The organism is Candidatus Viadribacter manganicus (assembly GCF_001679665.1).
GTDB classification, from domain to species: domain Bacteria; phylum Pseudomonadota; class Alphaproteobacteria; order Caulobacterales; family Aquidulcibacteraceae; genus Vitreimonas; species Vitreimonas manganica.
Map to the genome: position 1 here is coordinate 120,828 of NZ_CP013244.1, position 12,628 is coordinate 133,455.

Below are 12,628 nucleotides of genomic sequence, written 5' to 3' on the forward strand. Positions count from 1 at the left end.
CTTAGACGAGACGTGATTGCTCGACGGCCGCTGCGATAAAGCTCGCAAACAATGGGTGCGGCTCGAACGGACGGCTCTTGAGTTCCGGGTGATATTGGACGCCGATAAACCAAGGGTGGTCGCGGCGTTCGACGATTTCCGGCAGCAGACCGTCGGGGCTCATGCCCGAGAAGATCAGTCCGGCCTCTTCCAGCTTGTCGCGGTACTTCGTGTTCACTTCGTAGCGATGGCGATGCCGCTCGCTGATCGTCGTGGCGCCGTAGATTTCCGCGACCTTGCTGCCTGGTTCGAGCGCCGCATTGTAGGCGCCTAGACGCATCGTGCCGCCCAAATCGCCAGCGCTCGCGCGCTTCTCGAGTTCGTTTCCCTTCAGCCATTCCGTCATAAGGCCGACGACCGGGTGTTTGGCCGCGCCGAATTCCGTCGAACTTGCGCCTTTGAGCCCCGCCTGATTCCGCGCCGCCTCAATGCAGGCCATCTGCATACCAAAGCAGATCCCGAAATACGGCGTCAGATGCTCACGCGCGAAGGTAACGGCCGCGATTTTTCCCTCGCTCCCACGCTCACCAAAGCCACCGGGGACAAGCACGCCGTGAACACCGTGCAAATCCTGGTGCCAAGCGTCGCCCCTCTCCTCGAACTTTTCGCTTTCGATCCAGCGGATGTTCACTTTGACGTTGTTGGCAACGCCGCCGTGATGCAGCGCTTCGATCAAAGATTTGTAGGCGTCTTTCAGCTCTGTGTATTTTCCGACGACACCAATCGTCACTTCGCCATCCGGTGACTTCAGGCGCTGAACGATGGTCTCCCACTTCGCCATGTCAGGCTGAGGCGCAACGGTGACGCCGAAATGCTTCAGCAATTCCGTGTCGAGACCTGCGAAGTGATAGGCAATCGGCGCTTCATAGATTGTTTGTAGATCGCGCGCTTCGATGACTGCGCTTTCGCGAACGTTGCAGAACAATGCGATCTTGCGCTTTTCGTCCTCTGGGATTGGGCGATCGCAGCGGCACAGCAAGATGTTGGGCTGAATACCGATTGAGCGCAGCTCCTTTACCGAGTGCTGCGTCGGCTTCGTTTTCATTTCGCCCGCCGACGGAATGTACGGAAGCAGCGTGAGGTGGACGAATGCGGCCTGGCCGGGATCTAATTCTTGCCCGAGCTGACGAATGGCCTCGAAGAACGGCAACCCCTCGATATCGCCAACCGTGCCTCCAATTTCACAGAGCACGAAATCCGCATCACCGTGGTCAGAAAGAATGAAATCTTTGATCGCGTTGGTGACGTGTGGGATCACCTGAACGGTGGCGCCAAGATAGTCACCACGACGTTCCTTCGCGATGATGTCTTGGTAGATGCGCCCAGTCGTAATGTTGTCGGCTTGGTGCGCGGAAACGCCGGTAAAGCGTTCGTAGTGGCCGAGATCGAGATCGGTCTCTGCGCCATCGTCAGTGACGAAGACTTCCCCGTGCTGATACGGGCTCATCGTGCCAGGATCGACGTTAAGGTATGGGTCCAGTTTGCGCAGACGGACCCGGTATCCGCGTGCTTGAAGCAACGCGCCGAGGGCGGCGGAGGCGATGCCCTTCCCCAAGGAAGAGACCACTCCACCGGTAATGAAGACGTAACGCGCCATTATCCTTCCGACTTGCCCAGGCCGACTTCTGCCCCGCCCGGACTACGGGTTTATTGATCGGGGCCAGCGCGCTCGCGCCGGACGGCAGCCACTCCGTTATCAGAGTCTCCCGATTCGGTACCGAGCTGGCTATCAGTTGTGAGATCGATGCCAGAAACTGAGTTGTTCGACGTCGTCGCTGGCGGCGTACGCTGGGCCGCGACCTGAGTGTTGCCCTGGGTAGTTGCGGGGGCGGTACGTTGCGTCGTTGGCGAAGTCGTGCGTTGCGCCGCGCCCGAGGTGTTGACCGGGGTCGTTTGACGCGGCGTTACGGCGGCAGTCTGGGTTGGACGGTTCTCGATCGGGCCCGCTCGCGTGCTGGCGGTGGATGGGGCCGGCGCTGACGTGCGCGGCGTGCTGGCTTCGGCGTTGGCCGGCCCAAGCGCAAATTCGTTCACCGACGGACCGCGACCTTCAGTCGGATCTGGCGTCTCAGCGGGGGCGGTCGCTGGTTCTTCGGTCGTGGTAGCGGGCGCGGTTGTTGCTGGCGCTGTCTGGGTCGGCAGCAAGTCCATAACTGAGCGTCCGCTGGTGTTCGCAGCGCCTGCGATCAAAGTGAGACCAAGCGACGTCACGATGAAGAAGCCACCCGCTACGGAGGTCATCTTGGCGAGCGCATCAGCTGCGCCGCGGCCGCTCATCAGTGCGCCGCCGCCGCCACCGCCCATGCCCAGCGCGCCGCCTTCGGAACGCTGCAACAGCACCAGGCCAATAAGGCAGATGCAAACGAGCAAGTGGATGCTGAGAACGACCAATTCCATGTGCCTGCCCGTCTCCCACGCGCCGTTTAGCTCGCGCCCATACATGGGTGCGCGCGAAAGGGCGCTCAATAGCTGAGGCCGATCCTAAACACCAGCCCGCCGCCGTGCATCCTTACACCGCAGCCGGATGACCAAGAATTATGGCCGAAAAGTCAGCGGCTTTCAGGCTCGCACGCCCAACAAGGGCGCCGTCCACGCCCGCTACGGTGAATATCTCGCCTGCGTTCTTTGGATTGACCGAGCCACCATACAAAATGCGGGTGTCGTTCGCTTGCCCACCGAATTGACCAGCGAGCGTTTCGCGAATGAGGGCATGGACCTCGGCGATTTCAGCTAGCGTCGGGGTCGAATTTCCCCCGATCGCCCAAACAGGTTCATACGCCACCACAAAGGCCCCGCTTTGGGAAGGAACGCTACTACGTACCTGCCGGCCGACCACGTCGGCCACCTTTCCTGCCGTCCGCTCGTCTTGGGTTTCGCCGACACAGACAATCGGAATGAGCCCAGCCGATAGCGCCGCTTCAGCCTTCTGCCTCACAAGATCGTCAGTTTCTTTGTGAATTTGTCGGCGCTCAGAATGGCCGACGATGACGTATTTGGCGCCCGCATCCGCCAACATTGCTGCGCTGACCTCTCCGGTACGGGCAGCATCGGCGCCATTCGGGCTACAGTCCTGTGCGCCAATGAGAATGGGGCCCGACCGATTTTGCCAGGCGGAAGACTGAACGTAGGCGGCTGGGGGGCAAATGAGGATGTCGATCCGCCCTGCGGCAGCGCCGATTGTTTCGGCCAATACCCCTATTTCGGCCAAATCAGCGGCGCGGCCGAACATCTTCCAATTTCCCGCGATCAACGGCTTACGCGCGCCCATACCCTCTCCCCTGACTGAACCGCTGCGGCGGCATGCGACAATTGCCCCTTCGAGGGGCGCTCTCTATGGTCCGCCGCCTCACGCATACGGAACGGCTCATGCTTCTGCAATTTCGGAATATCACCCGCGGCTGGATCGCGACCATCATTGTCGGCCTCGTTGGCCTGGCCACGGTTCTGTTCTTGATCCCGAACAGCGGCTTCAACATCGGCGGAAGCAATGCCGTAGCGAATGTCGGCGGCAGAGATATTACGCCACCCGAACTGACGCGCGAGATGGAGCTGACGCTCCGCGGCGAACGCGCCAACGGCAACAACATTAGCCAGCAAGAAGCTGTCGATGCAGGTCTCCATCTCCGTTTGCTTGAGGGCATGATTAACCGCGTCGCGATGTATGTTTATGCCGACAAGGTGGGCGTGAGCGCGAGCGATCTGATGGTTGCCAACCGCATCCGTGAGATTCCGGCAGTCCACAATGCCGTGACCGGTGCTTTTGACGAGACGTCTTATGAAGCATTCTTGCAGCAGATGCGTTACACGCAGCCAGAATTCGAACGCGACGTACGCGGTGACCTCACGACGCAGATGCTGATCCAGTCGCTGGCGACTGGCATTCGCGCGCCATCAAGCTTCGGCGCACTGACCTACGCGTTCGACTCCGAGACGCGCGTCATCTCCGTTGCAGAGGCGCCCGCCTCTGCTGTTGGCACAATTCCCCAGCCCAACGACGCGCAGGTGCAAGCGTTCTACGAAGACAACGAGCAAGCGCTTCGATTGCCAGAATTCCGCGCACTCACGCTGGTCTATGCGCGTCCCTCGGATTTCGCAGGACGCGTGGAGGTCCCAGAAGCACGCATTCGGGAGGAGTTTGACGCCCGCGTTGCCACCCTCACGCAACCGGAACGCCGCACCTATGTGCGTATCACCGCGACAAGCGAAACCCAGGCAAACGACATTGCCGCTCGCTTGAACCGTGGTGAGAGCGCCGCTGCGGTTGCACAAGCCCTCGGCCTGCAAGTGACGCGCGGTGAAAACCAAACCCAAGCGGAAGTGCCAGACGATGCGGTCGGCGCTGCCGTGTTCAGCGCTCGGGTGCGCGGGCCTGCAGTTGCGGCGCGCGCTTCGCTGTCGCCGTTCGTCGTCGTGCGGGTTGAATCTTCTACGCCTGCGGTGACGCCAACTTACGCTGAACATCGTGATGAACTCCGCAACGCCATTGCGGCAGACGAGGCCCATGACCTTCTGAGCTCCGCGATTTCAGCATTTGAAGAAGCGCGCGCTGGTGGCGCATCGTTGGCCGACGCGGCCCGTGCGAATGGCCTTCCGACTGTCACTATTGCAGCGGTGGAGGCTGGCGGCCGCGACCAGCAAGGTCGTCCGGTCGAGGCCTTGGCTGGCAGTGAACAAGTCTTGTCGGTCGCGTTCCAGACTGCCGAAGGCGAAGCGACCGATTTCACACCGGCTGGTGATGCGGACGTAATCGCAGGCGTTGATCGCATCATCCCGGCAAGCGTGCGGCCCCTCGCCGAGGTTCGCGCTGAACTGGTGGAAGGATGGATCCAGCGTGAGCGCGCGCGTCGTCTGCGCGAGTTGGGTGAACAGATCACGGCGGCAGTCAATGGCGGTCAAACGCTCGCGCAAGCCGCAGCGGCGAACCGGGCTCGTGTCGTCGTTGCGTCGCGTACCCTCGATCGTCGCTCAGCGATGCAAGGTCTGCCACAAGGTCTGGCGAGCCAGACGTTCGGCGCCGCCGAAGGCGCGGCTATCAGTGAGGTTGGTCGCGCTGGCGTTCTCGTCGCGGTCGTCGAGCACATCAACCGTCCCGACATCTCGGCGGCCGATCCCCAAATCTTGGAAGCCACACGCACTTACGCGGAGCGCCCGTGCTTGCAGCAAGCTCTCCAAGCAGGCGCCCCGCCCTATTGCGGCGTCAGCACAAGCGTCATGGAAGCCATCCAAGGCGAGATCGTATCGAGCGCTAATCCCCGCCGCAACGAGGCTGTCATCACCAGCGTGTACCGCGCCTCGAACGCGACTGACGAAGAAGGTCAATGAACGCGACTGCGGTAGCGCTGGAACCGGCGCTAGCCGATTACGCTGAGGCCCACGCCACGGGTGGTGGCGTGGTGTGGATGCGTCGCGTTTCCGACCTTGAGACGCCAGTTGCCGCGATGTTGAAGTTAGGCGCCGGCAAGCCTGGCGCTTTTCTTCTTGAGAGCGTTCAAGGCGGCGATTTTCGCGGTCGCTACTCAATCATTGGATTGAAGCCGGATCTCGTTTGGCGTGTTCGAGACGGGAAGGCCGCAATCAGTCGCGGAGGTTTTGCCGATAGCGCGTTTCGTCCTCAACGTGACGCGCCCCTGAAGAGCTTACGGAAACTGCTCAGCCGTTCTGCGTTGAAACTCCCGGATCATTTGCCGCCGATGTCCGCAGGACTATTTGGCTACCTCGGCTACGATATGGTCCGCCAAGTTGAGCGGCTCCCTGCGAAGGAAGCCGATCCAATTGGAACGCCAGAAGCATTGTTGGTCAGACCCACAATCGTGGCGGTGTTTGACAACGTAACTGGTGAAATCACGCTGATCACACCCGCGCGCAGACGCGCTGGACAATCAGCCGCCGGCGCTTACGAGGCGGCGCGCGTGCGTTTGGAGCGCGTGTGGCGCGCGCTGGATCGCCCTCTGCCCCGAAAAAGTGGCAAGGTGCTCGCCCCCGAAGTCGTTGAGCCCCACTCGAATACCGCGCCGGACGCGTACCGTGCGTTGGTTACGAAGTGCAAAGCTTACTGCCGCGCCGGCGACATCTTTCAAGTCGTGCCCAGTCAGCGCTTTTCAGCGCCGCTCAAGGCGCCGCCGTTTGCGTTGTATCGCTCGCTGCGACGGATGAATCCCTCGCCGTTTCTGTACTATTTGAACTTTGCCGACTTTGCGGTGGTGGGTTCGAGTCCCGAAATCCTGGTTCGCAAGCGCGGTGATACGATCACCATTCGTCCTATCGCGGGCACGCGGCCGCGCGGGGCAACGCCAGCCGAGGATAGTGCGCTTGAGCAAGATCTACTAGCAGATCCGAAGGAGCGTGCGGAACATCTCATGCTCGTAGACCTCGCACGTAACGATTTGGGGCGAGTTGCCGTGCGCGGATCAAAGGCAGGATCGAATGCGGCGGCGGCCACCGCGGGTTCGGCGCACGTTCGTGTGACTGAGGCGTTCACGATCGAGCGCTACAGCCACGTGATGCACATCGTGTCCAACGTCGAGGGCGAGCTGAAACCCGATCTCTCGGCGCTCGACGCACTGTTGGCGGGATTTCCGCACGGCACCGTAACCGGCGCACCGAAAATTCGTGCGATGGAAATCATCAACGAAGTCGAGCCGCACAAGCGCGGAATCTACGCTGGCGGGGTCGGTTATTTCGGCGCTGGTGGCGATATGGATACTTGTATCGCCTTGCGTACCGCAGTGGTGAAAGACGGAAAGCTATTCGTTCAAGCTGGCGGTGGCGTGGTGCTGGACAGCGATCCGGAAGCGGAACTGCAAGAGACGCTCCATAAGTCGCGCGCGCTCTTCCGCGCGGCCAGTGAAGCTTGGCGGTACGCTTAGTTCCACGCTTACGATGAATTAAACGAAGTTCCGCGGCCCCCAACAACGGGCGCATGCGTTGTCTTGCGTTCAATCACGCTGGAACCTCCCTTCCAGGTCGCTTGGAGAGTCCGCATGAAAAAGTTCTTGATCGCTTCTGGCGCCAGCGCCGCACTTGCTTTGGCAGCGCCCGCTTTCGCTCAAATAAGCTCAGGTGAAACGGTGCAAGGGACGGTCACCACTCCGAGCGTCACCGCGCCGGTGACGCAGGCCACCGAGGCAGGCCAAGCGGCAGCGGCGCCTCAGAGTGGAACCGGGGAAGCCGCTGCCGAGATCGTCTCCCCCACCACGACCCCAGACACAACCGCCGCAGCGACCATCACCACACCTGACGCACGCCCTACGATCAATGCGGCGGCTGAAACTACGGAAAATGCAGCCGAGGCTGGTGGGGCAACGGCGAGTGGCGAGGCCGAAGCGTCAGCATATGCGCCAACTCTCACGGTCCAAGGGGACGCTTCAGCAAACGCCGCTGCCTCCTCTGACCTGCCGCAGCCCGTTCAACTAGCGGTGGCAGATGGCCGGTATACGAGCGACGATCTTAATCGGGCTCAATTGGAAGCGCTTGGCGGGGCGCCAGGACGCTAATCGCGCCCACCGCTACGCTAAGCTGGCGAGCCTTCGGGCTCGCCATTTCTTTTTCCGGTCATCCAGTTTGCATGACGGCGAATTCGTCTAGACTGTGGGTGATGGACAAGCAGTCGAACTCCGAACGATGGCGCGCGTGACGACGCTTTAATCCGATCGTCTTGCCGCTTCGTGAGTCCCATGCTCCTCGTCATCGATAACTACGATAGTTTCGTCTACAACCTCGTCCATTACGTCGAGGACTTCGGTGTTAACGCTGAAGTGGTTCGCAACGATGCGTTGAGCGTCGAGGGCGTTCTGAAAAAGAGGCCCAAAGCGATTATCCTTTCGCCTGGCCCCTGCACCCCGGCCGAGGCCGGGATCTGCCTTGAGTTGCTGGCCAAGGCCCCGCACGATCTGCCGATGTTCGGCGTGTGCCTTGGCCATCAGGCGATGGGCCAAGCCTTTGGCGGCGATGTGGTTGGTGCGCAGGAGATCATGCACGGCAAAGTCTCGGAAGTGACCCATTGCGGTGGCGGCTTGTTTCGAGGTCTACCCTCTCCGTTTCGAGCGACGCGCTACCATTCACTGGCAGTGAAGCGCGCAACGTTTCCAGCGGAGCTGAACATCGACGCTGAAACCAGCGATGGCGAGGTGATGGGACTTTCACACAAGTCGCGCCCGGTCTTTGGGGTGCAGTTTCATCCGGAGTCGATCGCGTCAGAGCATGGGCATGCGATCGTGCGAAACTTCCTTGTGGCCGCGAATCTCCGATGAGTCTCCGCGCTTGTTTTGCTGTCCTAGAAGCCGGCCAACCGCTGCCAACAGAGACCGTCGACGGCGCTTTCAGGGAGATTATGGACGGCGTCGCCGCTCATGACGACATCAAGCGCTTCCTTACGCTCACGACGCCGTTGATGCATGATCCGTCCTTGATTGCGTCCGGTGCGCGGGCGTTACGCTCGCGCATGGTGGGGCTCACCGCGCCTGCGGGCGCCGTTGATGTATGCGGGACGGGTGGCGATGGCGCTCACACGCTGAACATCTCGACGGCAGTGGCGTTCGTCGTTGCTGGTTGCGGCGTCCCCGTCGCCAAGCACGGCAATCGCGCCATGAGTTCGAAGTCTGGCGCCGCGGACGTGCTCGAAGCGCTGGGTGTTCGATTGACCGGCGATATCGCACTCCTTGAACGCTGCCTTCGCGAGGCGCGCGTGGCTTTTCTGTTTGCACAAAATCATCACCCCGCGATGCGTCACGTGGCGTTGGCGCGGCGTGAAATCGGCAAGCGCACGATCTTCAACCTGCTCGGCCCTCTGTCCAATCCTGCGGGTGTCAAGCGGCAGCTGGTAGGCGTCTTCAGTGCAGATTTCGTAGACCCGGTGGCTGGCGCTCTACACCAACTTGGTTGCGAAAAGGCGCTTGTCGTCCATGGCGCTGGCGGGCTCGATGAACTTTCGGCGGCGGGCCAGGACGCCAATTGTGTAGCGACATTAGATGGTGGCCAAATCGCCCACCAACCCGCCACGAGAGCGGCGGACGTGCATCCCGATCTTCGAGGCGGCGCGGCACAGGAGAATGCAGAAGAAATGCGCGCGATGTTGAGTGGCGGTGGCCGGCCTGGGCATCGCGCCGCGGTTTTGATCAACGCTGCCGCCGCACTCTTCGTTGCAGGCAGAGCGGCAGGCGTCGTTGAAGGTCATCGATTGGCGATTGAATCGCTGGACAGTGGCGCGGCGCGTGAAGCATTGGCTTGCTTGATTGAAGTATCCAGGAGCGCCCCGTGAGCGTCCTCGAACGGATCGTGGCCTATAAGCGCGATGAGGTAGCGGCGCGCAAAACGTCCACGTCGCAGCGTGATTTGGATGATGCCGTCCGCAGGCAGACTCCGCCGCGAGGCTTTGCCCGCGCGCTCAAAGCTCAAAAGCCGGCGCTTATTGCGGAAATCAAGAAGGCCAGTCCCTCGAAGGGGCTCATTCGCGCGGACTTCAATCCCGCAGCGCTCGCCCAAGCCTACGCGCTTGGAGGCGCAACATGTCTTTCGGTGCTGACGGACGCGCCGAGTTTTCAGGGACATGAGGACTATCTCGTCGCTGCACGAACCGCCTGCAGCCTCCCCGTTTTGCGCAAGGATTTCATGGTCGATGAATGGCAGATCGCTGAGAGCCGTTCCATTGGCGCTGATGCAATACTGATTATTCTCGCGGTCGTTGACGATGCGCTCGCATCGGATCTCAACGACGCTGCCGAAGCGTACGGTATGGATGCGTTGGTTGAAGTACACGACGAATCCGAGATGGCGCGGGCGCTGCGGCTGGGATTCAAGCTGATTGGAATCAACAACAGATCGCTTGCAACATTCGAGACGGACTTAGGCGCCACCGAGCGCCTTGCTGCGCATGTGTCGAACGGTGCAACGATCGTCTCGGAATCTGGCATCTTCAGCCATGAAGAAATAGCGCGGCTGAGCGCTGCCGGCGCTTCAGCATTTCTCGTGGGCGAGAGTTTGATGCGCCAAGCTGATGTGGCGAAAGCTACGCGCTCACTACTTCGGCGTTAACCAAACTGGACTTGACCCTGCACTTGGAACGGATATAGAACGTGACATCGTTCACCATTTGGTCCCAAGTCATGCTGACAGCGAAACAAAAAGAACTGCTGCTCTACATCCATGAGCGGATCAAAGAGACAGGCGTTTCGCCCTCGTTCGATGAAATGAAAGAGGCGCTCGATCTAGCGTCCAAGTCGGGCATTCACAGACTGATTACTGCGCTTGAGGAGCGCGGTTTCCTGCGTCGTCTGCCCCACCGCGCACGGGCTCTCGAAGTCTTGAAGCTGCCGGACAGCGCAGCCCCTTCAGCGCCGCCCAAGGGGCGCCAGTCGTTCAAGCCGTCGGTCGTCGGCGACGGGCGTGTTAGCCCCTCCTCCGCTGGTATCCCGATCCTTGGGCAAATTGCAGCGGGAGTGCCGATTGAGGCGATCCAAAGCGAAGTCGGCCGTGTTCAGGCGCCAGAGGACCTTCTTGGCTCGGGCGATCACTTCGCGCTCGAAGTCAAAGGCGACTCGATGATCCAGGCCGGCATCCTCGACGGCGACGTCGTGATCATTAAACGCGTCGAAACCGCCGACAGTGGCGATATCGTCGTGGCGTTGGTGGACAACGAAGAAGCCACTCTGAAGCGTTTGCGCAAGCGCGGTAACTCGATCGCACTTGAAGCCGCAAACCCCGCCTATGAAACGCGTATCTTCGGACCGGATCGTGTGCGCGTTCAGGGCAAGCTTGTAGCGATGATCCGCCGCTATTCGTGATCTGCGCTGGGTGTTCGTGGCGTCCATAGGCGATGAATGTCTCAGCGCCAGGCGCGTTCGACGCTGCGGCGCGCGCGTTTGCTGCTGGCGCGCCGAGTCCCGCAGCAGCCAGCAACGCGAACATGTCAGCCAGCACCTGTCTTAATCGTGCCGTCCAGGTTGTTGGCGTTGCGTGAGGCCCAACAAGTGACGCGAGCGCGCCTGCGGTCGCGACCAAGAATGCCGCGGGCCCTATTGAAACGGGTGGCTTAGTAGGCGCCAGCATCCAGGCGGCGGCGCCGGCGATCATTGCGAGCGGGAGCCCTAACATCCAACGGTCCCGCTGGAGGGTCAAAACAGCACTCAGAGCGCGGCTAGGAGAAAACGCTTCACGCGTGCTACCACGCGCCCGTTTTGACCATCCCACGTTGCCCCCGATGAGCGTCGTCACACGCTTTGCCCCCTCGCCCACAGGCTACCTCCATATCGGAGGCGCGCGTACCGCCCTTTTCAATTGGCTGTTCGCGAAAAAGATGGGCGGCACCTTCCTTCTTAGAATTGAAGACACCGACCGGGCTCGCTCTACGCCAGAAGCGATCGACGCCATTCTTGAGGGAATGGAGTGGCTTGGCTTGAAGCACGATGGGCAGACGATCTATCAGTTCGCGCGCGCCGAACGCCATCGCGAGGCCGCCAGCGCGATGATTGCGCGCGGCACGGCTTTTCGCTGCTACATGACGCCGCAAGAGCAAGAGGCAGCGCGCAGCCAAGCTCACGCTGAGGGTCGCGCAATCCGCTCACCGTATCGCGATGGAAAAGCGCCGCCGTCAGCGGAGGCGCCGTTCACAGTACGCCTGCGCGCGCCCGACGAGGGGGAGGTGGTCAACGCTGACCTGATCCAAGGCGACGTCCAGATCAAGGCGCGCGATATCGACGATCTTGTAATGCTCCGTGCGGACGGCAATCCGACGTACATGCTTTCGGTTGTTGTCGACGATCACGACATGGCGGTGACCCACGTCATTCGCGGTGACGATCACCTCACCAACGCTGCGCGGCAGATCGTCATCTACAGAGCCATGGATTGGACGCCGCCGCTGTTCGCGCACGTGCCGCTCATTCACGGCGAAGACGGTAAGAAACTTTCGAAGCGCCACGGCGCACAGGCGGTGCACGAATGGCGCGACATGGGGTATCTGCCCGAAGCCATGAATGCCTACCTTATGCGGCTAGGCTGGAGTCCAGGTCACGATGAAATTCTGACCAAGGAAGATGCGATTCCACAATTTGAGATCGGCCAAATCGGCAAAGCCCCGGCGCGGCTCGACTTCAAGAAGTTGGATTCAGTCAACGCGCACTTCCTTTCTTTGGCCGATGACGCACGTGTGACACGCCTCGTCGAAGAGCATCTGAAGGCCGCGGATGATGCTCCATTAGGCGGCGACTCGGCGGCTGCTTTGACGCGCGCCATTCCGCTGCTGAAAAAGCGAGCAAAGACCATTCCCGAGCTTGCGGAACAGGCGCGGTTCGTTCTGGTCAAGCGACCGCTAACGCTTGACGACACAGCGAAAAAGTTGCTCAACGACGACTTCAAGCCACGCCTTTCGCGCCTGCGTGACGCGCTCGAAAAAGAGCCATCGTGGAATCATGTAGCACTTGGCAGCACACTTAAGGCTTTCGCTACCAGCGAGGGCGTTGGCTTAGGACAAATCGGCCCGGGACTGAGGGCGGCGCTCACGGGCGGCACGCCATCTCCAGACTTGGGCCAGACGCTGGAATTGTTAGGCCGTGAGGAAGCGCTGGCGCGCATCACGGATCAAGTTTGAGGACGG

The 12,628-nt window shown here is 61.0% G+C and carries 11 protein-coding genes; 8 read left to right on the plus strand and 3 right to left on the minus strand.

Features of this window, described 5'->3' with window-relative positions; genetic code table 11:
- Window position 1: 1 nt before the first annotated feature.
- The 3 genes from ATE48_RS00650 to tpiA form a co-directional block, all read right to left on the minus strand.
- The gene (locus ATE48_RS00650) at window positions 2–1,636 is read right to left on the minus strand and encodes a CTP synthase (RefSeq protein ID WP_066766767.1); all 1,635 of its coding nucleotides are present in this window, start codon (window positions 1,634–1,636) and stop codon (window positions 2–4) included.
- A 50-nt stretch (window positions 1,637–1,686) separates the two neighbouring features.
- Window positions 1,687–2,436, minus strand: coding sequence for a preprotein translocase subunit SecG (gene secG / locus ATE48_RS00655; RefSeq protein WP_066766768.1), 750 nt, complete (start codon window positions 2,434–2,436; stop codon window positions 1,687–1,689).
- Window positions 2,437–2,548: 112 nt separating this feature from the next.
- Window positions 2,549–3,307, minus strand: coding sequence for a triose-phosphate isomerase (gene tpiA, locus ATE48_RS00660; RefSeq protein WP_066766769.1), 759 nt, complete (start codon window positions 3,305–3,307; stop codon window positions 2,549–2,551).
- Window positions 3,308–3,405: 98 nt separating this feature from the next.
- On the opposite strand from tpiA, the gene ATE48_RS00665 reads away from it, so the two are divergent.
- The 8 genes from ATE48_RS00665 (at window position 3,406) to gltX (ending at window position 12,622) form a co-directional block, all read left to right on the plus strand.
- Complete coding sequence (locus ATE48_RS00665; protein WP_228126721.1) at window positions 3,406–5,361, plus strand: peptidylprolyl isomerase; 1,956 nt, start codon at window positions 3,406–3,408, stop codon at window positions 5,359–5,361.
- Window positions 5,358–6,905 (plus strand): anthranilate synthase component I, encoded by a 1,548-nt coding sequence (trpE, locus tag ATE48_RS00670; protein ID WP_066766779.1) that lies wholly within the window; start codon window positions 5,358–5,360, stop codon window positions 6,903–6,905. Before ATE48_RS00665 ends, trpE begins: the two co-directional genes overlap by 4 nt.
- A gap of 114 nt (window positions 6,906–7,019) precedes the next feature.
- A complete protein-coding gene (locus ATE48_RS00675) occupies window positions 7,020–7,532 on the plus strand; it encodes a hypothetical protein (protein WP_066766782.1) in 513 nt (170 codons plus the stop codon).
- Window positions 7,533–7,712: 180 nt separating this feature from the next.
- A complete protein-coding gene (locus tag ATE48_RS00680) occupies window positions 7,713–8,288 on the plus strand; it encodes an anthranilate synthase component II (protein ID WP_066766786.1) in 576 nt (191 codons plus the stop codon).
- On the plus strand, window positions 8,285–9,295 hold the full coding sequence (gene trpD, locus ATE48_RS00685) for an anthranilate phosphoribosyltransferase (RefSeq protein WP_066766788.1): 1,011 nt from the start codon (window positions 8,285–8,287) through the stop codon (window positions 9,293–9,295). The genes ATE48_RS00680 and trpD overlap by 4 nt, the downstream gene beginning before the upstream one ends.
- Complete coding sequence (trpC, locus tag ATE48_RS00690) at window positions 9,292–10,068, plus strand: indole-3-glycerol phosphate synthase TrpC (RefSeq protein ID WP_066766791.1); 777 nt, start codon at window positions 9,292–9,294, stop codon at window positions 10,066–10,068. The genes trpD and trpC overlap by 4 nt, the downstream gene beginning before the upstream one ends.
- Window positions 10,069–10,139: 71 nt before the next feature.
- Window positions 10,140–10,817 carry a transcriptional repressor LexA gene (lexA, locus tag ATE48_RS00695; RefSeq protein WP_066766794.1) on the plus strand — a complete coding sequence of 226 codons (678 nt, stop codon included), beginning with the start codon at window positions 10,140–10,142 and terminating at the stop codon, window positions 10,815–10,817.
- Between the two features lie 416 nt (window positions 10,818–11,233).
- Window positions 11,234–12,622, plus strand: coding sequence for a glutamate--tRNA ligase (gltX, locus tag ATE48_RS00700; RefSeq protein ID WP_066766797.1), 1,389 nt, complete (start codon window positions 11,234–11,236; stop codon window positions 12,620–12,622).
- The last annotated feature ends 6 nt before the right edge of the window (window positions 12,623–12,628 follow it).